Origin of the sequence: Micromonospora sp. WMMD729 (assembly GCF_049315225.1) — a bacterium.
Lineage (GTDB): Bacteria > Actinomycetota > Actinomycetes > Mycobacteriales > Micromonosporaceae > Micromonospora.
In genome coordinates, this window is record NZ_CP186059.1 from 1891144 (window position 1) to 1916766 (window position 25623).

Here is a 25623-nt window from a genome sequence, read left to right on the forward strand (position 1 = left end):
CTAGGCTCCCTGCGCATGGCACTCCTGCACCGGGCGACACTGCGCCCCACGAAGCTCGAGCTGTTGACGACCTGGCTGCCTCGCCGCCCCTGGTACGAGGGGCCGGCCGGCGTCGAGGTGGTGAGCCGGGGGGCGTACCGCCTCGACGACCCGGCCGGGGAGGTCGGCATCGAGACGATCCTGGTCACCGCCGCCGACGGGCCGGTCCACCAGGTCCCGCTGACCTACCGCGCCGCGCCGCTGGACGACGCCGACGAGTGGCTGGTCGGTACGCTCGAGCATTCGGTGCTCGGCCGCCGCTGGGTGTACGACGGCTGCGCTGACCCGGTGTACGCGGCGGCGCTGACCCACGCCGTCCTGAGCGGCGCCGGCCAGGCCGAGCAGTACTTCGAGGTCGACGGTCGGCGCGAGGTGCGACCGCCGGCGATGACGATCGACGTCGACGGCGGCAGCGGGCCGGTGCCGGAGGTCGGCGCGGTCCGGCGGGTCGTCGACGAGGACGACACGCTGATCGTCACCGACACGGTGGAGTTGGTCGTGGTCCGCCGGCCGGTCGCCGGGGCGAGCGGTACGCGGGGCGCCACCCTGCGCGGCGCCTGGGACGACCAGCCGACGAGCGTGCCGCTGGCGTACGTCCGGGTGCGCTGACGGCGGTGGGCGGCCCGGTCGACCGGGCCGCCCACCGCGTTCACCACTGTGCCGGCGGCGGCGGTGGCGACACCGGCGGCCGGTCGTCGCAGGTGATGGTGTTGGGCAGGAGCCACGGCGCGAGCCAGCCGCCGTCGTTGCCACCCAGGTCGGTCAGGGCGAACTCGGAGCCGGCCGGGGTGAAGTGGAACGACCCGCAGTTGTTGACACCGACCGCGCCCACGTTGCGGGCGTCCACGTTGGCGAACGACGCCGACCCGGCGGTGCGTGCGCTGACCACCGAGGTGCCGGTGCCGTCGACCCGGACGTCGCGGAAGCGTACGTTGGTGATCGAGTAGAGGTCCTTCACCGGCCAGTCACTGACCAGCATGATCGCGTTGTAGGTGCTGTCCAGGTACGCGTCGCCGGTCACCTCGATCGCCGCGTCGATGCTGCGGTCCAGCGCGAACATCCAGATCGCGCCGAGCCCGATGTTCCAGTTCAGGTCGTACGTGCCGGCGCGGGCCGTGGTGTTGCCGGTGAACCGCAGGTACCCGGCGAACGGCTCCGCGCCGAAGCGGGCGCCGGCGTGCAGCCCGCTGCCCTCACGGACCGGGTCGGCGACCAGGTTGTGCGAGACGGTCGTGTCGGTGCCGCCGTAGATGGCGATGCCGTTGGCGAGCGTCGGCGACTGCACGGTGTTGTGGTCGAACGTGTTGCGCGCGTTGGCGGTCTTCTCCGACCACATCGCCAGCCCGTCGTCGCCGGTGTTGCGGACGAAGGTGTGTGCGACGAGGGAGTCGGTCACGCCGGTGTGGAAGTTGAGCGCGTCGGCGATCTGGTCGACCACGATGGTGTTGGTGACCCGGACGTTGCGCATCGGCCCGTCGAACCACAGGCCCACCTTGGTGTGCCGCAGGTGCAGTCCGTCGATGGTGGAGTCGCTCATCGCGCCACCGATGGCGTTGACCTGGTCCTTGTCGATGCGCTCGCGCACGTCGCCCTCGATGGCGAAGCCGGACAGGTGCACGTTGCGGCTGCCGCCGTCGGCGGCGTCGCGGCCGTAGAAGCCGACGCCGGTGTGCACCGAGCCGTCCGGGGCGGGGGTCGGCAGGGCGACCTCGCGCCCCTTGAAGATCGTCCACCAGTTGCCGGCGCCCTCGATGGTCACGTCGTCGACGATGATGTGCCGGTTGACCTGGTAGGTGCCCGGTGGCACGTAGACCGTCAGGTGTGCGCGCCGGGCGAAGGCGATGGCCTTGTCGATCGCGTCGGCGGAGTCCCGCCGGCCGGTGGGGTCGGCCCCGAACGCGAGGACGTTCGCCGCGAGCAGCCGTACCCGTGGCGGCGCGACCAGTTCGGAGTCGAGCAGGTCGATGACCGTCCAGGCGGCGGCCGTGCCGGTCGGCGCGGTGAGCCGGACCCTGTCGCCGGCCCGGTAGGTACGCCCGAGCAGCAGGCGCTGCTCGTCGTAGAAGTGGGTGGGCCGGAACGGCTTGGTGATGCTCGGGTACGGCGTGGTCGCCGACGGCACGCACTGGCACTCGGTGATCCACCAGTCCGGGTGCAGCAGGTCGGCCTGCGGGTCGTTGGTGAACGGGTACTGGTTGTAGAGCCACGAGTACTGCGAGGTCAGCGTCATGGTGCGGACGTGTGTGCCGTTGACGGCGACCTTCAGCGGCGCGGTGATCCCACCGCCGGTGGGGGCGTCCGGGATGCTGTACCGCACGGTGATCCCGTTGGCGGCGCGGGGCAGGACGAACTCGACGTACTCGCCGGGAGTGAGCCGGACGGCCCGGCGGCCGGACGCCTCGGCGGGCAGGGTGTAGGCGGACCGGTCCGGGCCGATGATCTCGCCGTTGGTGCGGGCGTTCTCGGCCTCCTGTTCGACGAAGTCGACGTCTGCCCCGCGTCCGGCGACGAGCGCCGGATCGAGCGCCGCCCGGGTGACGACCGGTTGTGTGCCTGGTGACCCGGCCGGGCCGGCGGCGGCCACGGTGGGTCCGGCGACCAGCACGGTGAGGCCGGCCGCGAGCGCGACGGCGGCGGCGACCGGGCGGCGGCCCGGGCGTTCGCGCGTCGGCAGGGTGCTGCGAGACATCGGTGACCCTCCTGGGTGGGTGGTGGTGGAGGTCCGCCCGGCGTTCCCCTGGACGCCCGACATTGACCGCCATGATGCAGCACCGGTACATCCCACTGCAAGACAACAATCCAAATATGAAAAGAGTCGACTATTGAGCTGCAAGAAATGGACGGACGTCGAGTTGAGCTGCGGCGCGTCGGGTGCCTCCGAACCCCGTACGGCCGGCGTAGGGTGAGCCGCGTGGAGCACGAAGATCGGATCGCCCTCTTCCTCGACTACGAGAACCTGGCGTTGGGGGCCCGCGACCACCGTGGCGGCGCGGCCTTCGACTTCCGGCCGATCGCCGACGCGCTGGCCGAACGCGGGCGGGTCGTGGTGCGCCGGGCGTACGCCGACTGGTCGTACTTCGACGAGGACCGCCGGATGCTCACCCGGTCCCACGTGGAGCTGATCGAGATCCCGCAGCGGATGGGCGCGTCCCGGAAGAACGCCGCCGACATCAAGATGGCCGTCGACGCGATCGAGTTGGCGTTCGAGCGCGACTACATCTCCACCTTCGTCATCTGTAGTGGCGACAGCGACTTCACCCCGCTCGTCCACAAGCTCCGGGAGCTCAACAAGCGGGTCATCGGCGTTGGGGTGGAGGGGTCCACGTCGGCGCTGCTGCCACCGGCGTGCGACGAGTTCCTGTACTACGACCGGTTGGAGGGCGTGGACATCCCGCCCGTACGCGCCCGGCATGCCCGCCCGGCCCGGCAGAACGGCCCCGACCAGCGGCCGCCCGAGCCGGAGCAGCAGCGGGAGCCGGAGGTGGAGGACCGGACGGCGGACGAGGAACCCGGCCGGGACGTGGACACGCTCGCCGTGCAGGTCGCCCAGACGGTGGCCGGGTTGCAGGGCAGCGCGAGCGGCGAGGTGACCGCCTCCCGGCTCAAGCGCACCCTGCTGCGCAAGGACCCCACCTTCAGCGAGTCCGACTACGGCTTCCGTACCTTCGGCGAGCTGCTGCGCCACCTCGCCGAGCACAACGTGGTCGACCTGGCCGAGGGGCCCGCCAAGGGCGACCCCGAGGTGTCCCTGCCCGAGCACGGCGACCGGGAGGTGGCGTTCGGCCTGCTCCGGGGTGTGGTGGGCGACCTGGGCAGCGCCGGCAACCCGGTGGCGCTCTCCGGCCTGAAGAACCAGCTCCGCCGGGTCCGTCCCGACTTCAGCGAGAAGAAGCTCGGCTACCGCAGCTTCCTACAGTTCTGCAAGGCCGCCGCCACCAGCGGCGCGGTCGACCTGCGGTGGAGCCCCGAGGCGGACGACTACCTGCTCACCACCTCGTCCTGACCCCATCGACCGCCGTCGAGCGGAAGTGCCGGGACTGCCCATAGGGTGGACGGCAGGGCTGCCCCGAGGGCGAGGTGAGGGTCGTCATGCCGGGACGTGGGGAATGGAGACTCGTCGGCCGTGACCTCGAGCTGAAGACCATCGAGGACGTCGTGGCGGCGCGGGTGCCCGGCCTGGTGCTGGTGGGCGAGGCCGGGGTGGGTAAGACACGGTTGCTGCGCGAGGCACTGGCCCGCGCCGGCGACAACGGCGTGGAGTGCCACTGGGTCTCGGCGACCGGCGCGGCCCGCTCGATCCCGTTCGGCGCGGTTTCCCACCTCATTCCCGCACCGACCCGACCGCACGCCGACCCGATGGGGCTGGTCGTCACCGTGGAGCGCGACTTCGCCCGACGCAGCGCCGGACGCACGGTCATGATCGGGATCGACGACGCACACCTGCTCGACGAGCCGTCCGCCGGGCTGCTGCACCAGCTCGCCGTGCACGGCCTGGCGGTGGCGGTGGCGACGGTCCGCGCGGGCGAGCCACTCTCGGACGCCCTCACCTCACTGTGGACCGGTTCCGGCCGGCGACTGGAGGTACGCCCGCTGCCGGCCACCGCCGTGGACCATCTGCTCGACGAGGCCGCGCCCGGTCCGCTCGACGCGCTCAGCCGACGTCGGCTGCGGCAGCTCGCCGACGGCAACCCGCTGCTGCTGCGGGAACTGCTCGCCGACGCGATGGAGACCGGCGGCCTGCACGAGGTGCGGGGCGTCTGGCGTTGGCGCGGCACCGCGTCCGGCAGTCCCCGGCTGGCCGAGCTGGTCAGCGCCCGGTTGCGCGCGCTCGAACCGGCCGCCCGGCAGGTGCTGGAGGTGGTCGCCTGCGGCGAACCCCTCTCCCTGGCCCTGCTGGAACGCTTCGTCGACCCGGCCGCCATCGAGGCCGCCGAACGCAGCGGCATGGTGGTCGCGGAGCGCTCCGGCGCCCGTACGGCCCTGCGGATGGCCCATCCGCTCTACGGCGAGGCGCTGCGCGCCAGCATGCCCGCCAGCCGCTCCCGCACGGTGTTCGGGCAGCTCACCGACGTGTTGGCGAGCATGCCACTGCGCCGCCGCGACGACGCGCTGGTGGCCGGCGTGTGGCAACTGCGCTCCGGCGGCGTCCGGCACCCGGGCATCGCGCTGGCCGCCGCGCGGCAGGCGATCGACCGGTTCGACATCGACCTGGCCGAGCGGTTGGCCCGCACGGCGTACGACGCCGACCCGGGGTGGGAGGCGCAGTGGCTGCTGGCCCGCGTTCTGCAGTACCAGGCGCGCAGCCAGGAGGCGTTCGACATGCTCCCGCCGGCCCCGCCACCGGGCAGCAAGCGGCTCGCCATCTGGGCGATCACCCGGGCCGGGCTGCTGTACTGGGGGCTGGACCGGATCGACGAGGCGCACGAGACGCTGCGGATGGTGCCGGCGGGCTCGCCCGGCCACGACCTGACCGAGGCCACCCGCTCGTGGGTGCTGTTCTACGACGGCCGGTGCGAGGCGGCGTTGGCGGTCGGTCAGGCCGTGCTCGCCCGCCCCGACACCGGCGTCCGCGCGGCGAGCTGGGCGACCATGGGCGCGGCCTCGGCGGCGGGCATGCTCGGCCGGCTCGGACTCGCGGCGGAGCTGGCGCGGCGGGGCCGGGCGGTGCTCGCCGCCGCGCCCGAGCACCTGCCCTGGAACGAGGCCCAGGTCGGGCTGGGGCTCTGCTACGCCCGGTACGCCGCCGGCGAGCTGGCCGAGGCCGTCGAGCTGGCCGACGAGGGCTACCGGGCGGCGGTGGCCAGCGACGCGCGGGGGATGGTCGCGGTGTGGGCCGGATTCCGGGGGATCATCGGCAAGGCGCAGGGGCAGCTCGACGCCGCCGAGGCCGACCTGCGCGAGGCCATCGCCCTGGTCGAGGAGAATGACCAGTACCACCTGGTACGGACGTACTGGGCCGAGCTGGCGGGCGTACGGGCCCTGGCCGGCGACCTGCCCGGTGCGCGACGCTGGCTGGCCGCGGCGGACGCCCGGGAGCGGACCGCCAACCGGATCTTCCACGCCTGGGTGGAGCTGAACCGCGCCTGGGTGCAGGTCGCCGAGGGGGACCGCACCGCGGCGCTCCGTACCGCCCGGCACGCGGCCGACCTGGCCCGCGGCAGCGAGCAGCCCACCATCGAGGCGGTGGCGCTCTACGAGTGCGCGCGCCTCGGCGCCCCGGAGCCGGTCCGGGACCGGCTGCACGCCCTCGCCGACCAACTCGGCGGGTTGGCGTCCACCCTCGCCGGCGCGACCGACGGTCTGCTCCACGACGACGGTCCGGCCCTGGAGGCAGCCGCGGACGACCTCGTCTCGCGCGGACACACCCTGCTCGCCGCCGAGGCGGTCGGCGTCGCCGCCCGGGCGTACGCCCGACGGGGTCGACCCCGGCTGGCGGTGGCGCAGCGGGCCGCCACGCTGGCCGAGGCGTGCCGGGGCGTACGGACGCCGCTGCTCGCCGCGACCGCCGTGGGCGTCGAGCAGGCGACGTTGACCCGCCGCGAGCGGGACGTCGCGCTGCTCGCGGTCGCCCTGTCCAGCCGCAGCATCGCCGACCGGCTCGGGCTGTCGGTCAACACCGTCAACAACAACCTGGCCCGGGTCTTCACGAAACTGGGTGTCCGCAACCGCCGGGAGCTGGCCGTCGTGCTCGGCCAGCAGACGTCCGGGCGTGCCGGGGCAGGTCACCACGAGCGATCGCCGCTCGACAGTAGGTAAGGACGACTGATCTACCGGGTTACCGCGCGCCTCCCTACCGTGCGGTAACACACCTACCGGTGCACTCAGTCCCTGGAGGACGGCATGAGCCAACTGGATGCAAGCGGACCACCAGGACCGCGACCCACCCGGTCGTTCCACAATGTTCTCTTCGCCGCCGGAATGGCGTTGGCGGTGGCCACCCTCACCGCGATCGTCGCCCCGACCGCCGGGGGCGCGTCGCCCGCCCCGGCCAGCGCCACCCCCGTGGCCGACTCGTCGTCCGCCGCGCCGCCCTGCACCCGTGAGTTGGAGGGTACGACCTGGCTGCTCGACCCGTGCGTCAAGCCGGGCGGGAAGCTCCCGGCGGAGGTCGAGGCGCGGCTCGCGCAGATCCGTACCCAGAACCGGATGGCGGCCGCCGACTGCCCGACACCGACCGGTTCCGCGTCACCCTCGGCGTCGGCCTCGCCGACCCGGCAGACCCGGCCGCCGGTGACGGCCCAGGCGGTCGCGCAGCGCGCCCCCGCCGCGACCGCGACTGCGCCCACGTCCCCGACGTCGCCCACCTCCTCGCCGAGCGGTTCGCCCTGCCCCTCGGGGAGCACGTCGCCCTCGGCCAGCGCGTCGCCGTCGGGTAGTTCCTCGCCCTCGCGCAGCGCGTCGCCGTCCGGCAGTTCCTCGCCCTCGGGGAGCGCGTCTCCGTCCGGTAGCGCGTCTCCGTCCGGGAGTGCGTCGCCGTCCGGTAGCGCGTCGCCGTCGGGGAGCGCGTCTCCGTCGGGTAGTTCCTCCCCGTCCGGCAGCGCGTCGCCGTCGGGCAGTTCCTCCCCGTCCGGCAGCGCGTCACCGTCCGGTAGCTCCTCCCCGTCGAGCAGCGCCTCACCCAGCGGCTCGTCGTCACCCAGCAACCCGACCGACCCGACCGACGGGCCGCCCTGGCCCACCGGCGGGCCGGGGTCGCCGCCACCCCCGCCGCCGACCGGCTGCCCCCAGGTGAACGGCAACCCCACCCTGGTGGACGCCAACAAGGACCGGATCCGCTGCCGGGAGGTGCAGACCGTCGAGGACGACACCGTGCTCACCGTCACCGGTGACTCGATCAGTTCGTCGCACCACCAGTTCGGCTACGGAATCATGGGACCCGGCTGCCCGAACACCTCGTTCGACGACCGCATGATGCCCGGCAACAACGGCGTCTACAGCTACGCCCGGCGCTACTTCGACATGGACGGCAGCATCGTCGACTACGACAACTACGCGCGTACCGGGTACGGCACCGGCGACATCATCGCCGGTCGCGCCGGTCCGGACTCGTGCGGCAACGCGTGGGCCCGGGTGGCCAGCCCGCTCGGTCTCGCCACCGCCCGCATCGCCAAGGCGAAGAGCGACAAGCACGACGCGTACCACGTCACGACCGGCGGCGTGAACAACACCAACTGGACGACGGTGCTGACCCGACTGGCGAAGTGCCGGGCCTACGAGTTCGCGGCGGAGACCCTGGACCCGTACGGCCTGATCCGGTTCGAGTGGGCGGCCGTGGGTGGCAAGGGCGGCATCATCACCAACGGTGGCGGCTGCAACTTCTGGATCGACCTGCCGGTGGGTGAGGACTACTACATCAACGTGCAGGTGCCCCGCTACGACGGTCCGAGCCGGTACGCGGGTGTCACCGCCGACGCCACCTTCATCGTCAACTCCCTGTTGGCGGCGGGCGCCGACAAGGTGGTGTGGATGCTCTACTACGACATCACCCCGGCCAACATCGACATCGGGCAGTACGCCTGGATGCAGCTCAAGGCGTACCTGCCGGCGGCCCTGCTCTCCTACATACCGCCGCAACCGGTGTCGATGCTGTCGCCGCTGATCGACCCCCTCTGGGTGGGCACCGTGCGAGGCGTGATCAGCGACCTCAACTGGGCCATCCAGATGGGTGTCCCGTTTGACCCGGCCGTCCGGGTGGCCTTCCCACCGCCGTTCACTCCGGGTGACATTCAGGTCACCGCGGAGGGTGGCTCGCCGCACCCCAGCCCTTCCGGGCAGGACAAGTTGGCGAGCACCCTGGCGGGCGTCCTCAGCGGTATGTGACGGGGGCCTGATCCATCGCTCAGGACGGGGAGGAGTCGCCGATGCGGTTCCTCCCCGTCGCCCACACAGGTGGAAGTGCGCCCGTATTGCCGCTATCGCCCCTGTATCTGCTCACCTGCGCCGTACCCCCGGCGCGAAAATTGCTATACGGTCGGCGAATGAAGGTGGAGGAACACTGGTGGAACGGTGACACGACCCCGCGCGGGCGCCGGGACGTGTACATCCGTACTGATGGGCAAGGTTGGGAGGTCCGCGCCCAGATCGGTGGGGCGTCGGGCCGCGAGCGGGTGCAGCAGTGCCCCAGCCGGGCCTCGGCGACCATCCTCGCCGATGCCTGGCGCGGGACGCACCCGTCCTGGCGCGAGCTGAAGCAGCGCTGATCCGGCACCGGGTCGGGCCGGCAACGCCCCCCGCGCCCCCCGGCCCACCCGGTGCTCGACCCACCCCCTCTTCGCGCCTCCGGGTCACTGCGAGCAGTGCACGATCAACTCGACATCGCCAATCTGGCGGCATCCCGAGGCCATGATGCCGCAACATCGCGGAAGCGGAGTGGATCAACTGCGGCTGCGGTGCCAGGTGCCGTGGGCGCATTCCCCGCGCCAGGCCGGGTACACGGGGGCGGTCCGCGCGCGAGGGAGGTCGCCCATGTCGCAGAGTCCCGACGAGGACAATCCCCGGCTCGACGAGGAGGTCCGGGAGGCCGAGCGCCTGCTCGCCAACCTCGCCGCGTCGTCGGACGACACGCTGACCGACGATGACGCGCGGGTGCCGGACGACGCCCCCAGCGCGCAGCCCACCGACTAGTGCTGCAGCGCTGAGCCACAAGCAGCCGATCTCATAGGCTTGCCGTCGACGGCGATTCTGGCCAAGACCACACCATCGGTCTGGTCGCAGGCGGTTATCACTTTCGGCAAGGGGAGTCGGTGCTGCGGGAGCCGCGCAGGGCCTCGTCGTTGACGGCGAGGCCCGCAGCGTCGTCTTCGATGATCGCGGCGTACGAGCGCTATACATCAGACGCGATCACGGCTGTGTCGATCCCCCGCCTCAGGTCGCCCTCGCATAGTCCATTGAGTAAATGCGCCAGGATGTCATGAAATGACCTTCGGGATCGCGGCTGCCGAAAATCGACGCTAGGCTTTCCCAATCCTTCCCGGCCGGAGGGTCAACTTGTCCTTGGCGACGGAGGGAATGAATTGAAAGACATCAACGAATGGGGTGTAACTGCCGCACCTCAGACAATCAAACGAGGTCGTGCTGTTGTTGCCATTGCCGCAGTAGCGACGATCATTATCTCCGGTGCGACAAATGGAGTGGCCGCGGCAAGCCCTGACCGACAGGCTCGGATGGAAGGCAGTGCTGCGGGGGCTGCCTTCCTGACGCCCGAAACCCTTCGGGTCATGCGGCAGCAGGAGGCGCTTCAGCCCGCGATCGAGATCCTGCAGTCCGAGGTCGACAAGTCGGCGTCATCGGGATACATGAGCATGGGTTTCGAGGGCGACGGCGTCGCACTGTACTGGAAGGGGGAGCTCACCCCGGGCATGCGACGGGCGGTGGCGGCGGCTCAACCCGTCGGCGCGGTCACGGTTCGCCCCGCCGCGCACTCCCTTGTGGAGTTGGAGGCAGCTGCCGCCAAGATTGATGCCGCATTCACCCCCGCGACCGGGGGTGACATCCAAGAGATCGTCATTCGCCCGGACGGCAGCGGACTCGACATCGTGAAGATGCCGCCGGCCATCGCCGAGAAGGTGAAGGCGAAGGCTGCCGCAAAGGGCGCTCGCGCTCAACTCGCCACCGAGCGTCAGCTATCCGACCTCGACGTTGGTGTGCCGTTGCTGGTCAGCACTGCCGAATCAACCATCGAAAATTTCGCTTGTAGCGGTGCCTGCAAGCGCAGGGATGACACTTCGGCCTGGAACGGTGGCACGTACCTCGTATTTAAGAACACCCCGACGGGTAATGTGCACTGCACCTCCGGTTTCGGTGTCCAAAAGGGTGGCCAAACCTACGTCCTCACTGCCGCTCATTGCGGCACGAACGAGATCGCCTACGACTATGTCGGCGAGCGGGTCGGCGGGATCTACCAGGAAAACTGGGACAAGGACATCATGCTTCTCAACGCCCGCGGCAGCCGGTTGATCTTCGACGGCAGCGCGACCACCAGCACCACCAAGGTGGTCAACAGCTACGGGAACCAGGTGACGAATGAGCTGCTGTGCCAGTCGGGTTCCACCAGCGGAACCATCTGTGGCCTGAAGAGCCAGTCGGGCAGTTACACGGTCAACGCCTGCGACTCGGACGGTGACTGTTACAACATGCACAGCTTGTCGAAGACCGTGCAGGTGGATGGGCGAGCCGGCGGAGCCCCGGGTGACAGCGGAGGGCCGTTGTTCTCGCTCAACGGCAGTGGTGTTCGCGCCAAGGGAATCCTTAGTGGAAGTGCGTCAGGGAACGCGACCATCATCTACTACCAGGACTGGAACACGATTGGCGCTGATCTCGGCGCCTACCCGGTGAACTGATGGTCATGTGCGCTTGACAGGCCAGCGCGGGCAGTGTGGGGTCGCCGAGCTTCTCGGCGGCCCCACCTCGCCGAACGGCGGGGTGGATGAGCGCCACCACGTCGGTACGCGTCGCCCATGGATCAACGGTTGCTCTCTGTTTACCTGAGGCGGGGGCCACGGCGTCTAAGGGGTGTGGGAGAGACACATGGCAGGTGGTGACCGCGAAGATGACTTCGCAACGTTTGTGAGCACCTACTCTCAGGGTCTTCTGAGGTCGGCGTGGATGCTCACCGGCGACGACGGTCGCGCCGAGGATCTGCTTCAGAGCAGCCTGTCCAAGGCATGGCGACGATGGAGTCAGGTCACGAGCGCGAGCAGTCCCGAGGCGTACGTCCGACGGATCCTCTACACCACGTACGTGTCGTGGTGGCGCCGGAGGTGGCACGGCGAACTGCCGAGCGCCAACGTCCCGGAGCAGATGTACGAGGCCGACCTGCCGGAACTGATCTCCAGGCGCGAGGCGGTGCGAGCCGCGCTGGGGCGATTGACCCGACAGCAGCGAGCTATCGTGACGCTGCGTTACCTGGATGATCTGTCCGTCGCCGAGACAGCAGCCATCCTCAACTGCTCAGTGGGCACGGTCAAAGTGCAATCGGCTCGTGCGATGGCCACTCTTCGCCGGGACCCGCGACTCAGTACGTACAGCCCGACCGGAGTTGACTCGTGAACGAAGACAGATTGCGACAACTGCTTACCGATGTAGCACCGGACCTTGCGCCGCCACCTGACCGGATCGCTTCGGTCCGGCGCCGAGCCGCACACCATCGGGCCTGGGTGGCGGCTGGCGCCACGGTGGCGGTGGCCGCCGTCTCGCTGATCGCCGCTATCCCCGCATTCAGCAGTCTCGGAACGACCCCAGCTGTCTCGAATGACAGGCCGGCCGGCGCGGTTGGTCCGACGACGACGTCCGGTGCGACCCTGAGAACCGATGGTTGCCGCACCGACTCGTCTGGCTCCGCGACCGACCCGAGGACTGCGGACGCAGGCACCGCCACCGACGTGGCGCAGCGGATCGCGGCGTACGCCGAGGAGCATTTCGCCGACGTGTACGCGGACTCGGCGCTCCAGGACTCCGGGCCTCGGGTCCAGGTCTATCGCAAGCCATCGCCTTCCTTCGACTCGTGGATACGCGCGGCCTTCTCGAAGGATTGCGTCGAGGTGAGAGACGTCGCCCACTCGGCCAAGGAACTGGAGGAATGGTCAACTCGGGTGAGCGACGACTCCGCGTACTGGAGTCGACAGGGGGTCACGCTGAATTCGGTCGGCACCGATCCGGTGAACGGCGTTGTGCGGGTCGGCACGAACGATGTGAAGAAGGTCCGTGAACTGCTCATCGACCGCTACGGCAACGATGCGCCACTTGTCGCGGTCGAGGGCGGGGGCCTCACCTGGTGAGGTCGTACGGCCTTGCCACCATCGGGCTCTGTCCGGGGCCCGTTGCACAGGAATCGGTTGGCCCGATGAAACAGGCCCCAGGGCAGCCCGTTGCCGCTTACTCGATTAAGGGCCGGCGGCCTCAGACGGCCGGGACCGGCAGCACCACGCCCTCGGCCGCCGACCGGTGCGCCAGCTCGATCAACTCGACCGTGGCGGCCGAGTCGCGCGGGTCCACCGGCATCGGCGTGCCGTCGCGCAGCGCCGTCGCCACCTGGACGTAGAAGCTCTGGTACGCGCCGGGCACGGTCGGCGTGGGGCGCAGGTCACCGTCGACGCCGAGCAGGCCGTACCGCTCCGGCGGGACCTCGCCCCAGCCCGGCTGGTCCGGTCGGCCGCCGTCGTGCAGCGCGGCCTCCTGTACGTCCAGCCCGTAGGTCGTGTAGCCGGCGCGGTCGCCGAGCACGCGCAGTCGCGGGCCGAGCTGCGCGGTGATGGCCCCCATCCACAGGTGCGAGCGCACCCCGTTGGCGTGGGTCAACGCCACGAACGCGTCGTCGTCGACCTCGGCGCCGGCCCGGCGGCGGTCGACCTCGGCGTAGACCCGCTCGACCCGGCCGAACAGCTGCACGGCCTGGTCGACGAGGTGCGCGCCCAGGTCGAACAGGGCGCCACCGGCCTCGTCCACCCCGGCGAGTTCCCGCCACCCCGGCTTGATCGTCGGGCGGAACCGCTCGAACCGGGACTCGAACCGCAGCACCCGTCCCAGCTCGCCGCTCTCCACCAGCGCGCGGGCGGTCAGGAAGTCGCCGTCCCAGCGGCGGTTCTGGAACACCGTCAGCGGCACTCCCCGCCGGTCGGCCTCCTCGACGAGCGCCCGGGCGTCCGCGGCGGTGGGAGCGAGGGGCTTGTCGACCACGACCGGCAGGCCGGCGGCGAGCGCCGCCCGCGCCATCGGCACGTGCTGCCGGTTCGGCGTCGCGACCACCACCAGGTCCAGAGCGTCCGGGGTACGCCACAGCTCGTCGGCGTCGTTGACCAGGCGGGCGTCCGGGAACATCTGGTGGGCCTGCTCGCGCCGCTGCGGTTCGCGCGTCACGATGGCGTCCAGCCGCAGCCCGGGTGTCGCGGCGATCAGCGGGGCGTGGAAGACCCGACCCGCCAGCCCGTACCCCAGCAGACCGACCCGCAGCGCCTCCGCCATGCCGTACCCCCGTCTCGCCGGCCCGCGCCCCTGGTGGCGCCGGTACCGCCGATCGAATCTACGCCCCGATCATCGCCCGCCGCCGGTCAGCCCACCGGGTCCGCGCGCAGGTAGGTGAGCACGGCGAGTACCCGTCGGTTGGTGTCGTCGCTGGGCGGCAGGTCGAGCTTGAGCAGGATGTTGCCGACGTGTTTGCCGATGGCGGCCTCGGTGACGTGCAGCCGGGCGGCGATGGACGCGTTGGAGCGGCCCTCGGCCAGCAGCGCCAGCACCTCCCGCTCGCGGGCGGAGAGCGCGGCGAGCGGGTCGCGGGGCCGGTGCAGCAGTTGCCGCACCACGTCCGGGTCGATGGCGGTCCCGCCGTCGGCGACCCGGCGCAGCGTGTCGACGAACTCGGTCACCTCTGCCACCCGGTCCTTGAGCAGGTAGCCGACCCGTTGGCCGTCGCCGCTGTCCAGCAGCGCCGCCGCGTAACCGGTCTGCACGAACTGGCTGAGCACCACCACCGGCAGGCCGGGCCGCTCGGCGCGGAGCGCGACGGCGGCGCGCAGTCCGTCGTCGCGCCGGCCGGGCGGCATCCGGATGTCGGTCAGCACCAGGTCGGGCTGGTGCGTGCGGGCCGCCGCCAGCAGCTCGGGCGCGGAGCCGACGGCCGCGCACACCGTGAAGTCGAAGCGGGTCAGGAGCGCGACCAGGCCCTCGCGCAACAGCACCTCGTCCTCGGCGAGCACCACCCGGGTCACCGGCGACATGGCAGCTCCACCCGGACCAGGGTAGGCCCGCCGGGCGGGCTGGCCAGCAGCAACCGGCCGTCGGCGGCGGCGACCCGGTCGGCGAGGCCGGTCAGGCCGGTGCCCCGGGCCGGGTCGGCGCCGCCGCGGCCGTCGTCGGACACCTCGACGACGAGGTCGCCGCCGGCCCGTGTGAGGCGTACGTCGGCGCGTGTCGCTCCGGCGTGCCGGGCCACGTTGCCCAACGCCTCGGACACCACGAAGTACGCGGTGGTCTCGACGATCTCCGGCAGTTCCCCGGTGACGTCGGCGTGCACCGTGACCGGCACGGGGGACGCGTCGGCCACCTCGCGTACGGCGTCGGCGAGGCCCAGGTCGGTGAGGCTCTGCGGCCGGATGCCGTGCACCAACTGCCGCAGCATCACCATCAGCCCGCGCGCCTGGTCGTGCGCCACGGCGAGGGGCCGGGCGGCCGGTGAGTCCTCGGGCACGTCCAGCCGGGCCAGGCCCAGCTGGAGGGTGAGGCTGGTCAGCCGGGGCTGCGCGCCGTCGTGCAGGTCCCGTTCAATGCGCCGCCGTTCCGCCTCGTACGCGCCGACCAGCCGGGTCCGGGAGCGGGCGACCTCGCGCAGCGCCGCCGCGTCGACCGGGCTGGTCAGCGCCCACCGGGCCACGGCGGCCTGGGCGGCGGCGAGCAGTCCCGCCCCGTAGCAGAGCACCGGGAGGAGCAGCACCCCGACGATCGCGTACGGGACGGCCTCGCCGGTGCTCTCGATCGGCCGCCAGATCACCACCGGATCGGCGTCGCCGGCCAGCCAGGGGCTGGTGACCATCCCGAGGTCCAGCAGCACCAGCACCAGGAACGTCCAGTACGCGACGGGCACCACACCGCCCAGCCAGAACAGGTACGCCACCTCCCGCCAGCCGGCCGCGCTGCGGTAGCGGGCGACCAGCCCCGGCCACGGCGACGCGGGCAGTGGGCGGCCGTCCACCAGGCCGATCCGCCACCGTTCGACGGCGGCGACCGGGACGCTGGCGAGCGGCGCGAGGGCCACCAGGGTGAGGCTGCCGACCGCCAGGAACAGCATCAGCGGTATCTCCGGCGGCCGACCGTGCTGCCGCAGCGCGTTGGCGGCGGCCAGCAGGGGCGCGCCGATGACGAGCAGCCCGACGGTGAGCACACCGGCGATCGGCACGGTGGTGATCAGGTAGGCCAGCGCGCGCCAGGGCCAGGCGGAGATCAGCCAGTCGCGGCGGCGCAGGGCCGCGGCCAGGTGGCGGGGGTGTTCCGAGGTCATGCCGCAGACGCTAATCGCCGGCCGGGGGCCGCCCCAGCCGTCCAGATCCCCTCTTCGGGGTAGGCCCAGCACTACCGGCGGGGTGTGCGGAGTCCGGAAACGGGAACGACGCGGCGGGGTGTGCCGGGCGGCGGCGGGAGCGACATGGGTGCCAGGACCTTCATGGTGGTCGGCGGGACCAGCGGACTGGGCCTCGCGGTGGCGCGGCTGCTGGTCGACGAGCACCGGGTCGTGGTGCTCGGCGACGTGCCGGCCGAGGTCGCCGAGGCGAGCGACGCGCTCGGTTGCGAGGGGACGGTCTGCGACGTCTCCTCCGCCGAGCAGATCCGGGACGCCTTCGCCGAGGTGGTGGGGCGGCACGGCAGCGTCGACGGGGTGGCGGCGTGCGCGTCGATGTGGGCCGGCGGTGATCTGACCGACCTGTCGGTGGAGCACATCCGGCGGGCCGTGGAGATCAACGTGCTGGGTACGACGTACCTGCTGCGCGAGGCGCTGGCACAGCTGAACCGGCAGGGCTACGGCAACGTCGTGTACGTCGGCGCGCTGGCGCTGGCGGCCCCCCGGCCCGGCATACCGGTCTACCGGGCGACCAAGAGCTACGGCAGCAGTCTCGTCGACTCGCTGGCCGAGGCCCAGCACAGCAACCGGATCAAGGTGATGCAGCTGCACCCCGGGCCGATGCCGACGCGGCTTCAGGAGCGGGTCGGCGCCGAGTTCCTGGACGAGATCTACGCCCTGCCCGAGCAGGTCGCCACCGAGGTCGTACGACTGCTGCTGTTGCGCCCCGACGACCTCTACGTCTCTGGTGAGCGGGTGCTGCGCGCGGACGGGCGGTGGTGACGGCGGGGGCCGCTGCGGGCGACCGTCCGGCCTCCGCGTGGGCGCCGCTGCGCGGCGCCGTCTACCGCAACCTGTGGCTGGCCCTGCTCGCCGCCAACGTCGGCACCTGGATGCAGACCGTCGGCGCGCAGTGGCTGCTGATCCACCACGCCAACGCCGCCACGCTTGTCGCCCTGGTGCAGACCGCCAGCCTGCTGCCGGTGCTGCTGCTGGCGCTGCCCGCCGGTGTGCTGGCCGACAGCTTCGACCGTCGCCACCTGCTGATCGCCGTGCAGCTGTTCCTGGTGGCGGTGGCGGTGGCGTTGGCCCTGCTCACCCTGACCGACCGGATGCCACCGGCGCTGCTGCTCACCCTGACCTTCGCGTTCGGGGTCGGGCAGGCGCTCACCCTGCCGGCCTGGTCGGCGGTGATCCCGGAGCTGGTGCCGCAGGAACAGTTGCGCTCGGCGTCCGCGCTGGGCTCGATCAGCGTGAACGTGGCGCGGGCGGTGGGACCGGCGCTGGCCGGTGTGCTGATCTCCCGGACCGGCGTCGCCCCGGTCTTCGGGCTCAACGCGGTGGCGTTCGCCGTCTTCGCGTACGCGCTGTGGCGCTGGCGGCCCCGAAACGCCCGCGCCGTCGAGGTGCCCGAGCGGTTCACCGCCGCGCTGCGGGCCGGGAGTCGCTACGTACGCCACTCGCCGACCGTGCGCCGGCTGCTGCGCCGCGCGTTGGTCTTCGTGGTCCCGGCCAGCGCGCTGTGGGCGCTGCTGCCGCTGGTGGCGGCCCAGCGGCTCGGGCTGGGCTCCGGCGGGTACGGGCTGCTGCTGGGCGCGCTCGGGGTGGGTGCCATCGCCGGCGGTGTGCTGCTGGCGGTGATCCGTACCCGGCTCTCGGCCAACCAGCTCCTGCTCGTCTCCGGCGCGCTGTTCACCGCTGCGCTGGCGGTGGTCGGCACCGTACGGGTGGTGCCGCTGGTGGTCCTGGCCCTGCTGCCGGCGGGGATGGCGTGGGTGACGGTGCTGGCCAACGTCAACGCCGAGATGCAGCTCTTCCTGCCGAGCTGGGTACGGGCCCGGGGCCTGGCCGTCTACCAGGTGTGTTTCGCCGGTGGGCAGGCCGCCGGCGCGTTGCTGTGGGGTCTGGTGGCCGAGATGGGCGGGCTGCTCCCGGCCTACCTCACGGCGGCGGCGGCGATGTTCGTCGGAACCGTGACCAGCCGGATCTGGCCGCTGCCGGATCTGCGGTCGGTGAACCGCGAACCGGCCGCCTACTGGCCGCAACTGCACCTGGCGCACGAGCCGGACCCCTGGGTGGGTCCGGTGCTGGTGACGGTGCGGTACACCGTCCGGCCGGAGCGGGAGGGGCCGTTCCTCGCGGCGATGGACGCGGTGCGCGGGGCCCGGCAGCGCACCGGCGCGATGCGCTGGGGGCTGTTCCGGCCGGCCGAGACGACCGACCGGTTCGTCGAGGTGTACCTGGTGCCGTCGTGGGACGAGCACCTGCGCCAGCACGGCGGCCGGCTGACCGGTGAGGACCGCGAGGCCGAGGCGCGGGCCCGGGAGCTGACCGAGGGTGTTCCGGAGGTACGCCACCTCGTGCCGGCCGCCGCCGGACCGCGGCTGTCCGACGACCGCGAAGGGGTCTGATCCTGCGTACACCCGGCCCCGGGGCGGCGGCGTCCGGCCGGCGTACCGCGTACGCGCGCGTTGTTAGGATGGCCGCACCATGGCGACTGAGCGCAAGCCGACCGCGGACCCGGCACGCAGCCTGGCCATCCTCTGGCGCACCCGGGAACCGACCAGCCGCAGCGCCGGGCAGGGGCTCAGCGTCGACCGGATCGTCCGGGCCGCCATCGACATCGCCGACGCCGAGGGTCTCGACGCGTTGACCATGCGCCGGGTCGGCGAGGCGCTGGGTGTGGGCACCATGTCGGTCTACACGTACGTGCCGGGCAAGGCCGAACTCGTCGACGTCATGATCGACACCGCGTACGGCGAGATGCCGCGTCCCGCCGTCGAGGGGGACTGGCGGGCCCGGTTGGAGCGGATCGCGCGGGACAACCTGGCGCTCTACCAGCGGCACCGGTGGATGTTGCGGGCCGAGACCACCCGTCCGGTGCTCGGGCCGCACCTGATGGCCAAGTACGACCACGAACTGGGCGCGGTCGCCGACATCGGGCTCACCGACGTCGAGATGGACGCGGTGCTCACCCTCGTGCTCGGGCATGTGAAGTCCTCCGCGCGGGCCGCCTCCGAGGTGGTCGACCTGGAACGGGAGACCGGGATGAGCGACGGCCAGTGGTGGCGGTCGCACGCGCCCTGGCTGGAGACGTTCCTGAACCCCGACAGCTACCCGACCGCGTCCCGGGTCGGCACGGCGGCCGGCCGGCAGCACGGCGCCGCCTACGGCCCGGAGTACGCCTTCGAGTTCGGCCTGCAACGCGTCCTCGACGGCATCTCGGTGGTGGTCGCCGAGCGGGCCGGCACCCGCTGACCCGCCGTCCGGGCTATTCGTCCGTCGCGGGCGCGGCGCCGGTGCCGGTGCCGCCGAGCCGGGCGAGGGAGCGGGCGGACGGGCTGCCCGGCTCGGCGTGGTAGACGACAAGCGACTGGGTCGTGCCGCTGATCATCAACTTCTCGTAGCGCAGCTCCAACTCGCCGACCTGCGGATGGTGGAACACCCGCAGCCCGCCGCCGGCGCGGACGGTGACGTCGTGGCGTGCCCACAGCCGCCGGAACAGCTCGCTGCCCGCCGTCAGCTCGTCGACCAGTTCGGTGAGCCGTGGGTCGTCCACCTCGACCCCCACCTGGGCGCGTAGGCCGGCCACCGCGCTCGCGGCGACCGCCTCCGGGGCCGGATAGAGCGCCGGAACATGCGGGCCCAGGAAGACCTCGCGCAACAGGTTCACCCCGACCCGGTAGATCGGTGCCAACGCGGTCGCCATCGGGTTGGCGAAGAGCACGTCCAGGTGCCGGCCGTGCACGAAGGCGGGCGTCTGCGTCCACGAGCCCACCAACTGCCGGATGCCCACCGGCACCCGTTCCGGCCGTCGTGCCGGGTGGCCTGCCGGTGCGTGTCCGCCGAGAAGGTGCAGGTGCGCCGTGGCCTCGGGGTCCAACCGCAGCGCCCGCGCCAGCGCGTCGAGCACCTGGCCCGACGGGTTGCGGTCCCGGCCCTGCTCCAACCGCAGGTAGTAGTCGGCGCTGATGCCGGCCAGCAGGGCCAGTTCCTCGCGGCGGAGGCCCGGCACCCGCCGACGGCCGTGTGCCGGCAGCCCGACGTCAGCCGGCCCGATCAGCTCGCGCCGGGCACGCAGGTACTCGCCCAGCGGGCCGGCGGTGCTCACCAGCTCATCGTAGGAGTGATCGCCGCCGGCCAGCCTGGTCCTGCCACTACCAGGAAAACCGGTAACCCGGATATCGCCGGTCGGCCGGGTGACAGTGGGCCAGGTATGGGTTTTCGAGAGGGGACAGAGATGACCACGCTCATCACGACACCGTTCGGTTTCGCCTCGACCGCCGACGAGGTGCTCGCCGGAGTCGACCTGAGCGGCAAGCGCGCCGTCATCACCGGCGGAGCGGCCGGCATCGGCATCGAGACCGCTCGCGCGCTGGCCGCCGCCGGCGCCGAGGTCGTGCTCGCGGTGCGTCGCGTTCCGGCCGGCCAGGACGCCGCCCGGGACATCGCGGCCAGCATCGGCGCGGACCGGGTCACCGTCCGCGAGCTGGACGTGGCCAACCAGGATTCGGTACGCCGATTCGTCGCCGGCTGGGACGGGCCGCTGCACATCCTGATCAACAATGCCGGGATCATGGCGCTGCCCGAGTTGGAGCGCACGGTCGAGGGCTGGGAGATGCAGTTCGCCACCAACTTCATGGGGCACTACGCGCTGACCGTCGGCCTGCACGACGCCCTCGCCGCAGCCGGTGGCGCCCGGGTCGTCTCGGTCAGCTCCAGCGGCAACCTCTTCTCCCCGGTGATCTTCGACGACCTGCACTTCGCGTTCCGGCCGTACGACCCGCTCCTGGCGTACGGGCAGTCCAAGAGCGCCGAGGCCCTGCTCGCCGTCGAGGCCGACCGCCGCTGGGCCGGCGAGGGTATCCGCGCCAACGCCTTGAACCCGGGCGCGATCGCCACCGGGTTGCAGAAGCACACCGGGGGACTGCGTACCCCGAAGGAGCGGCAGAAGACCCCGCAGCAGGGTGCCGCCACCTCGGTGCTGCTCGCCGCGTCCCCGCTGCTCGACGGCGTCGGCGGTCGCTACTTCGAGGACTGCGCCGAGGCCCCGGTCCGGACCGAGCGGCCCGCCGACTACAGCGGCGTGGCGGCGTACGCGCTCGACCCGGGCAACGCCGAGCGGCTCTGGACCACGGCGGCGGACCTCATCGCCCGCTGACCGTGGCGCCCGGCCCGGCCGAACCCACCCGGGCCGGGCGGCGCGGGTGGTACGACTGGGACGGCAGGTGACGTCCGGGAAGGGGGGCGATGACGAACGCGCTTCCCGGGCGGCTGCTCCAGAAGCGGGAGGATCCCCGCCGGACCTCGTTCCTGGAGCTCTTCTTCGACCTGGCCTTCATCTTCGCGTTGACCCGACTGTCCCGGGCGGTGGTCGACGATCCCAGCCTCAACGGCGGCTTCCAGGTCATGGTGATGCTGGCGGCGATCTGGTGGGTGTGGTTCGTGACCGCGTGGTCGGCCGACTGGTTCGACCCCCGGGCGCCGCTGATCGTCGTACTCCTGCTCTGGGTGATGTTCGGCGGCCTGCTGATGGCCGCGGCCGTGCCCACCGCGTTCGACTCGCACGCCGCGCTGTTCGCGGGCGCCTACGTGGCGATCCACCTCGGTCGGGGCGCGCTGCTGATCCCGGCGCTGCGCGGGCATCCGCTGCAACTGCGGAGCCTGCGGGTGGCGATCTGGTTCGCGATCTCCGGTGCGATGTGGCTGGTCGGCGTGGCCGTCCCCCCGGCCCGGGAGGTGCTCTGGACCCTCGCCCTGGTGCTGGAGTACTCCCTGGCCCGGCTGCGCTGGCCGTTTCCGTGGCTCGGGCGCAGCTCCTGGCCGGATCTCCAGGTCAACGGTGACCATCTCTCCGAGCGGTACCAGCAGATCTTCATCATCGCGTTGGGTGAGCTGATCCTGTTCGCCGGCATCGCCTACAGCGACTCCGGCCTGCACCTGGAGAGCACGCTGGCCTTCGCCCTGGCGTTCGTCACCGCGGTGGCCCTCGCCCGGCTCTACCTGGTGCCGGCCGGCTCGCGGCTGGGCGCGAGCATCACGGCGGCCGGCCCGCCCGGCAGCAAGCTGGCGCTGCTCGCCGGTTATCTGCACCTGCTCATGATCGCCGGCGTGCTGGCGACCTCGGTGGCCATGGAGATGACGATCGAGGATCCCCGCACCGAGGAGACGGCGCAACTGGCCCTCGGCATCACCGGCCCGGCGCTGTTCCTGACCGCCCGGATCCTGCTCGCGTGGGCGGTCGACGGCAGCCGGCCGTGGGCCCGCCTGATCGGGGTGCCGGCCATCATCGTGTGCGGGTTCGCGACCCAGCGGCTTCCGCACGTCGCCAACAGCGCCGTCGTCGCCGGGGTGCTGGTGCTGATCGTCCTGGTCGACGGGATGCCCGGCCTCCGCCGGTACGCCGACCGGGCGATGCGGGACGGCGCGTCCGATCAGCGGCGACCCGGGTAAGCCGGGGACGCCGATGCCCGCACCGCGCCACGATGCCCCACCGCGACCCGCCGACGTGGTGGAGTTGCGGGTGCACGGCGTGTCGGGGGCGGAGCCCTCGGTCGTCCTGGGCGCGGCGTCGGCGCGTCAGGTCGCGGGTGACGATCGCGGCGGCTTCTACCGCCCGAGCGGGGACCGCGCCGGCCCCGACGGATTGACGCTCGAGGCGTACCGCTGGGGTGACCTGCCCTCGGGCACGGTGGCCCGGACGCTCTCCATGGTCCTGTTGCTGCCGTTCATGCTCAGCAACGCGGCGGTGTGGATGCGCCCCACCGGCGGGCGCGCCGCCGGGGTCACCGTCCTCTGCCGGCTCCTCGCGCTCAACCTCACCCTGGTGTACGTGGTGTCCATCGCCGGGGTTGCCCTCGACCTGCTCGCCTGGCGCTGTCTCGGCGGGACACCCTGCCGGGCGCCCTTCGAGACGTTGTTCGGGCTGGACGACCGACACGTCGGGCAGCGGCTGGCCGTGCTGGCGTCGGTGCCGATCGCCGCCGTGGGGCTCCTGCGACTGCTCGGCACCCGCCGCCCCCGGCCGGCCGCCAACCCGCTGTGGGCCGTGGAGCCGCTGGTGGAGCGGTTACGGGCGATCCACGTCGCGGCCGCGCTGGGCGTACTCGACCTGCTGCTGCTCACCGCCCGGCAGGCCGGTGGCGCGACGGCCGGGACGACGCTGCTGCTCGCGTGTGCCGTGGCGGTTCTGGTGGCCTGCGTCGTCCTGCTCGCCGTCCCCGGTCTGCTCGACCGGGCCGCGACCGCGCGGACGGCCACCGGGGCGGCGCGCGCCACCGCCGTGGTGGCGGCCGGCCTGACCGTGGTGACCCTCGTCGTCGTGGCGAGCGACGGGCGGGGCTGGCCGCCGTCCGCCGGACTCCCCGGCTACGCCGGGATAGCGGGCGGCACGCTGCTCGGTCAGATGTCGTTGCTGGTGCTGCTCAGCGCGCTGGTGTTGGGGCACCGGGGACGCGGCGAGGGTCGCCGGGCGCCGCCGGGGGGAGCGGGCGCGGCGGTCATCGCGGCCATCGCGGTCGGCCTGGCCGGCGCGCTCGCCTCCGGTCTGGTCTACCAGAGTGGGGTACTGCTCGGCGGATACCGTGGTGACGGCGGTCCGCCGCTGCCGTACCGCTGGACGGTGCTCGCCTTCTTCCTGCACGTCGACGCGGCGGTGCTGCTGGGCGGGGCGCTGACCGTCCTGTCGCGGCGGCGTCGCCGCCGTGCGGCGGCGACGATCACCAGCCGCGACTTTCCCGCGCCGCCGCCAGCGGCGACCGTGCGGTTGCGGCAGGTCACCAAGGCCGTGGCCCGGGCGCGGTTCACCGAGTGGCTGGGCCTGCTGGCCGTCACCTACGCGGTGCTCGCCCTGATCGGACTGGCCACGAGCCTGCTCGGACTGTTCGGGCGCGAACCGGACGAGGTGGCCCGGCGGGTTCTCGGGCTGCCGGCCGGCGCCGTCGGAATGGCGCTGGTGGGCGGTACCTATCTGGTCGCCGCGGTGGCGGTCACCCTGCTGTCGGGCGGTCTCTTCGCCTACCGAACGGCGTGGTTCCGCCGGCACGTCGGGATCCTGTGGGACCTGGGCACCTTCTGGCCCCGGGCCGCCCACCCGTTCGCGCCGCCGAGCTACGCCGACCGGGCGGTGCCGGAACTGGCCGACCGGATCGGCCACCTCACCGGACGGCACGGCGGCGTGCTGCTGTGCGGGCACAGTCACGGTTCGGCGTTGCTGGCGCTCGCGGTGCTGCGGCTGCCGCCGGCCGCGCGGCGACGGGTCGCGCTGCTGACCTACGGCTCCCCACTGGACCGCCTCTACGCCCGGCTCTTTCCCGCGTACCTCGACGACCAGACGCTGCGCGAGGTGGGGGAGCGCATCGGGTGGCGGTGGGTCAACCTGTGGCGGGACACCGACCCCGTAGGCGGCTGGATCTTCGCCGCGCGCCGGCCCGGCGACCCCACGCCGAACCCCGCCGACCCCGCCGATCACGTCGACCGGCGACTGCGGGACCCCGCCGATCTGCTGCCGGCACCGGGCGACCGCCTCCCTCCGCCGCTGCGCGGGCACCACCCGGGCGAGTCCGACCCCGCGTTCCGGGCAGCCGTACACGACCTCGTGGGTCGGCTCCGCGGCTCCGCCACGACGTGAGCAGGGCGGCGTTACTCGGGGAGCCGGTCGGACTCCGCCACCACCGCGCGCACCCTGCGTAGGGTGGCGTCCGGCGCGCGGATCGCCGCCCGCCACCGGTCCAACGTGCGGGTCAGCACCCGGACGACGAACTGCAACTGGTTGACCTGCTCGCGCAGCGTGCCGAGTTCGGTGCGGGCGTGCAGCGCCTCACCCTCCAACTCGGTGATCCGGGTCTGCAACGGTTGCACCAGGGTGAGGGCGGCCTCGGTGAGGGTGTCGGCGGCGTCGGCCTTGAACTTGCCCCGCTGCACCAGCACGGTGGCGATCGCGACCAGCCCGGTCGAACCGCCGAGAATGCCGAACACACTGAGGGTCACCTGCACCCAGTGCGGCGCGGCGGGGGCGGGTGAGGTGTTCACGGCACACTTCCCTGTAGCTGCTCGGCGGTCAGACATTCACACGCGAGGACCAGGCGACGGAGGTCGACGGCGAGCTGCGCGGCCCGCCACAGCGACCCGATCGTCACCGCCACGACGAACGACGAGGCGACCATTGACTGCTGGCTCCACAGGGCTATCAAGGCCACCGCGTACATGCCGGTGATCGTGCCGAGCACCAGGACCGAAGCGAGTTCCATGCCGAGGCCGGTGGAGAGCCGGCCGGGCCACATGATGCCCAGCAGCCCCGTCACGCCCACCGTGGTCAGCGCGATCTCCCAGGCGATCTGGAGCGGCACCGGCATGGACGTCTGGACGGAGGTCGGCCGAACGTCGAGGATCATCATCAGGACGCCGCAGATGGGCGCCGTGACCAGGACAGCGACCTCGTACGGCTGTTGGCGGGACCGGATACGCAGATACCTCACGGCAACTCCCTGGTCGAAGACCCTGCCATCCACGGGCGACGGGGCGGTGCCGTCTCTGCGGGC

At 72.3% G+C, this 25623-nt stretch carries 23 protein-coding genes; 15 read left to right on the plus strand and 8 right to left on the minus strand.

Going from position 1 to position 25623, the window contains the following annotated elements:
- Window positions 1–15: 15 nt before the first annotated feature.
- On the plus strand, window positions 16–648 hold the full coding sequence (locus ACN263_RS08680; protein WP_422739293.1) for a CG0192-related protein: 633 nt from the start codon (window positions 16–18) through the stop codon (window positions 646–648).
- Between the two features lie 40 nt (window positions 649–688).
- On the opposite strand, the gene ACN263_RS08685 is transcribed toward ACN263_RS08680, so the two are convergent.
- The gene (locus tag ACN263_RS08685; protein WP_422739294.1) at window positions 689–2728 is read right to left on the minus strand and encodes a glycosyl hydrolase family 28-related protein; all 2040 of its coding nucleotides are present in this window, start codon (window positions 2726–2728) and stop codon (window positions 689–691) included.
- 222 nt (window positions 2729–2950) lie between these two features.
- Between ACN263_RS08685 and ACN263_RS08690 the strand changes: the two genes are divergently transcribed.
- Both ACN263_RS08690 and ACN263_RS08695 read left to right on the plus strand, forming a co-directional pair.
- Window positions 2951–4042 (plus strand): NYN domain-containing protein, encoded by a 1092-nt coding sequence (locus ACN263_RS08690; protein WP_422739295.1) that lies wholly within the window; start codon window positions 2951–2953, stop codon window positions 4040–4042.
- Between the two features lie 86 nt (window positions 4043–4128).
- Window positions 4129–6795, plus strand: a complete 2667-nt coding sequence (locus ACN263_RS08695; protein ID WP_422739296.1) for an AAA family ATPase — start codon at window positions 4129–4131, stop codon at window positions 6793–6795.
- Window positions 6796–6860: 65 nt separating this feature from the next.
- Here ACN263_RS08695 and ACN263_RS08700 read toward each other — a convergent pair whose 3' ends face one another.
- Window positions 6861–7784, minus strand: coding sequence for a hypothetical protein (locus ACN263_RS08700; RefSeq protein WP_422739297.1), 924 nt, complete (start codon window positions 7782–7784; stop codon window positions 6861–6863).
- Between ACN263_RS08700 and ACN263_RS08705 the strand changes: the two genes are divergently transcribed.
- The 6 genes from ACN263_RS08705 to ACN263_RS08730 all read left to right on the plus strand — a co-directional run bounded on the left by ACN263_RS08705 (window position 7768) and on the right by ACN263_RS08730 (window position 12815).
- Window positions 7768–8859 carry a hypothetical protein gene (locus ACN263_RS08705; RefSeq protein ID WP_422739298.1) on the plus strand — a complete coding sequence of 364 codons (1092 nt, stop codon included), beginning with the start codon at window positions 7768–7770 and terminating at the stop codon, window positions 8857–8859. The genes ACN263_RS08700 and ACN263_RS08705 overlap by 17 nt on opposite strands.
- Before the next feature lie 158 nt (window positions 8860–9017).
- Complete coding sequence (locus tag ACN263_RS08710; RefSeq protein ID WP_355050387.1) at window positions 9018–9239, plus strand: hypothetical protein; 222 nt, start codon at window positions 9018–9020, stop codon at window positions 9237–9239.
- Between the two features lie 265 nt (window positions 9240–9504).
- Entirely contained in the window at window positions 9505–9663 is a 159-nt protein-coding gene (locus ACN263_RS08715) for a hypothetical protein (RefSeq protein ID WP_422739299.1), read from the plus strand.
- A gap of 389 nt (window positions 9664–10052) precedes the next feature.
- On the plus strand, window positions 10053–11378 hold the full coding sequence (locus ACN263_RS08720; RefSeq protein WP_422739300.1) for a trypsin-like serine protease: 1326 nt from the start codon (window positions 10053–10055) through the stop codon (window positions 11376–11378).
- A 187-nt stretch (window positions 11379–11565) separates the two neighbouring features.
- On the plus strand, window positions 11566–12087 hold the full coding sequence (locus tag ACN263_RS08725) for a SigE family RNA polymerase sigma factor (protein ID WP_422739301.1): 522 nt from the start codon (window positions 11566–11568) through the stop codon (window positions 12085–12087).
- Window positions 12084–12815 carry a hypothetical protein gene (locus ACN263_RS08730; protein WP_422739302.1) on the plus strand — a complete coding sequence of 244 codons (732 nt, stop codon included), beginning with the start codon at window positions 12084–12086 and terminating at the stop codon, window positions 12813–12815. Before ACN263_RS08725 ends, ACN263_RS08730 begins: the two co-directional genes overlap by 4 nt.
- Before the next feature lie 121 nt (window positions 12816–12936).
- Here ACN263_RS08730 and ACN263_RS08735 read toward each other — a convergent pair whose 3' ends face one another.
- From ACN263_RS08735 to ACN263_RS08745, 3 genes are all read right to left on the minus strand, one after another.
- On the minus strand, window positions 12937–13998 hold the full coding sequence (locus ACN263_RS08735) for a Gfo/Idh/MocA family protein (RefSeq protein ID WP_422739303.1): 1062 nt from the start codon (window positions 13996–13998) through the stop codon (window positions 12937–12939).
- Between the two features lie 86 nt (window positions 13999–14084).
- The gene (locus ACN263_RS08740; protein WP_422739304.1) at window positions 14085–14750 is read right to left on the minus strand and encodes a response regulator transcription factor; all 666 of its coding nucleotides are present in this window, start codon (window positions 14748–14750) and stop codon (window positions 14085–14087) included.
- Window positions 14738–16027 carry a histidine kinase gene (locus ACN263_RS08745; protein ID WP_422739305.1) on the minus strand — a complete coding sequence of 430 codons (1290 nt, stop codon included), beginning with the start codon at window positions 16025–16027 and terminating at the stop codon, window positions 14738–14740. The genes ACN263_RS08740 and ACN263_RS08745 overlap by 13 nt, the downstream gene beginning before the upstream one ends.
- Window positions 16028–16171: 144 nt before the next feature.
- Between ACN263_RS08745 and ACN263_RS08750 the strand changes: the two genes are divergently transcribed.
- From ACN263_RS08750 to ACN263_RS08760, 3 genes are all read left to right on the plus strand, one after another.
- Window positions 16172–16867, plus strand: a complete 696-nt coding sequence (locus ACN263_RS08750) for an SDR family NAD(P)-dependent oxidoreductase (protein WP_422739306.1) — start codon at window positions 16172–16174, stop codon at window positions 16865–16867.
- The gene (locus ACN263_RS08755) at window positions 16861–18495 is read left to right on the plus strand and encodes an MFS transporter (RefSeq protein WP_422739307.1); all 1635 of its coding nucleotides are present in this window, start codon (window positions 16861–16863) and stop codon (window positions 18493–18495) included. Before ACN263_RS08750 ends, ACN263_RS08755 begins: the two co-directional genes overlap by 7 nt.
- A gap of 79 nt (window positions 18496–18574) precedes the next feature.
- Window positions 18575–19342: a TetR/AcrR family transcriptional regulator gene (locus ACN263_RS08760; protein WP_422739308.1), complete on the plus strand. Its 768-nt coding sequence runs from the start codon at window positions 18575–18577 to the stop codon at window positions 19340–19342.
- A 13-nt stretch (window positions 19343–19355) separates the two neighbouring features.
- On the opposite strand, the gene ACN263_RS08765 is transcribed toward ACN263_RS08760, so the two are convergent.
- Window positions 19356–20195, minus strand: a complete 840-nt coding sequence (locus ACN263_RS08765; RefSeq protein ID WP_422739309.1) for a helix-turn-helix domain-containing protein — start codon at window positions 20193–20195, stop codon at window positions 19356–19358.
- A gap of 129 nt (window positions 20196–20324) precedes the next feature.
- Between ACN263_RS08765 and ACN263_RS08770 the strand changes: the two genes are divergently transcribed.
- The 3 genes from ACN263_RS08770 (at window position 20325) to ACN263_RS08780 (ending at window position 24713) form a co-directional block, all read left to right on the plus strand.
- A complete protein-coding gene (locus ACN263_RS08770; RefSeq protein ID WP_422739310.1) occupies window positions 20325–21245 on the plus strand; it encodes an SDR family NAD(P)-dependent oxidoreductase in 921 nt (306 codons plus the stop codon).
- Window positions 21246–21334: 89 nt separating this feature from the next.
- Window positions 21335–22537, plus strand: a complete 1203-nt coding sequence (locus ACN263_RS08775; protein WP_422739311.1) for a low temperature requirement protein A — start codon at window positions 21335–21337, stop codon at window positions 22535–22537.
- A 13-nt stretch (window positions 22538–22550) separates the two neighbouring features.
- On the plus strand, window positions 22551–24713 hold the full coding sequence (locus ACN263_RS08780) for a hypothetical protein (protein ID WP_422739312.1): 2163 nt from the start codon (window positions 22551–22553) through the stop codon (window positions 24711–24713).
- A gap of 11 nt (window positions 24714–24724) precedes the next feature.
- Here ACN263_RS08780 and ACN263_RS08785 read toward each other — a convergent pair whose 3' ends face one another.
- Together ACN263_RS08785 and ACN263_RS08790 are read right to left on the minus strand one after the other, a co-directional pair.
- Window positions 24725–25114, minus strand: a complete 390-nt coding sequence (locus tag ACN263_RS08785) for a hypothetical protein (protein WP_422739313.1) — start codon at window positions 25112–25114, stop codon at window positions 24725–24727.
- Window positions 25111–25560, minus strand: coding sequence for a hypothetical protein (locus ACN263_RS08790; protein WP_422739314.1), 450 nt, complete (start codon window positions 25558–25560; stop codon window positions 25111–25113). Before ACN263_RS08790 ends, ACN263_RS08785 begins: the two co-directional genes overlap by 4 nt.
- Between the last annotated feature and the right edge of the window lie 63 nt (window positions 25561–25623).

Bases quoted from the DNA above. Each gene is read 5' to 3' on its own strand.
- ACN263_RS08775 (WP_422739311.1), top strand. From the start codon at position 21,335: ATGACGAACGCGCTTCCCGGGCGGCTGCTCCAGAAGCGGGAGGATCCC.
- ACN263_RS08710 (WP_355050387.1), top strand. From the start codon at position 9,018: ATGAAGGTGGAGGAACACTGGTGGAACGGTGACACGACCCCGCGCGGG.
- ACN263_RS08715 (WP_422739299.1), top strand. From the start codon at position 9,505: ATGTCGCAGAGTCCCGACGAGGACAATCCCCGGCTCGACGAGGAGGTC.
- ACN263_RS08685 (WP_422739294.1), bottom strand. From the start codon at position 2,728: ATGTCTCGCAGCACCCTGCCGACGCGCGAACGCCCGGGCCGCCGCCCG.
- ACN263_RS08680 (WP_422739293.1), top strand. From the start codon at position 16: ATGGCACTCCTGCACCGGGCGACACTGCGCCCCACGAAGCTCGAGCTG.
- ACN263_RS08760 (WP_422739308.1), top strand. From the start codon at position 18,575: ATGGCGACTGAGCGCAAGCCGACCGCGGACCCGGCACGCAGCCTGGCC.
- ACN263_RS08725 (WP_422739301.1), top strand. From the start codon at position 11,566: ATGGCAGGTGGTGACCGCGAAGATGACTTCGCAACGTTTGTGAGCACC.
- ACN263_RS08740 (WP_422739304.1), bottom strand. From the start codon at position 14,750: ATGTCGCCGGTGACCCGGGTGGTGCTCGCCGAGGACGAGGTGCTGTTG.
- ACN263_RS08695 (WP_422739296.1), top strand. From the start codon at position 4,129: ATGCCGGGACGTGGGGAATGGAGACTCGTCGGCCGTGACCTCGAGCTG.
- ACN263_RS08780 (WP_422739312.1), top strand. From the start codon at position 22,551: ATGCCCGCACCGCGCCACGATGCCCCACCGCGACCCGCCGACGTGGTG.
- ACN263_RS08770 (WP_422739310.1), top strand. From the start codon at position 20,325: ATGACCACGCTCATCACGACACCGTTCGGTTTCGCCTCGACCGCCGAC.
- ACN263_RS08745 (WP_422739305.1), bottom strand. From the start codon at position 16,027: ATGACCTCGGAACACCCCCGCCACCTGGCCGCGGCCCTGCGCCGCCGC.
- ACN263_RS08750 (WP_422739306.1), top strand. From the start codon at position 16,172: ATGGGTGCCAGGACCTTCATGGTGGTCGGCGGGACCAGCGGACTGGGC.
- ACN263_RS08735 (WP_422739303.1), bottom strand. From the start codon at position 13,998: ATGGCGGAGGCGCTGCGGGTCGGTCTGCTGGGGTACGGGCTGGCGGGT.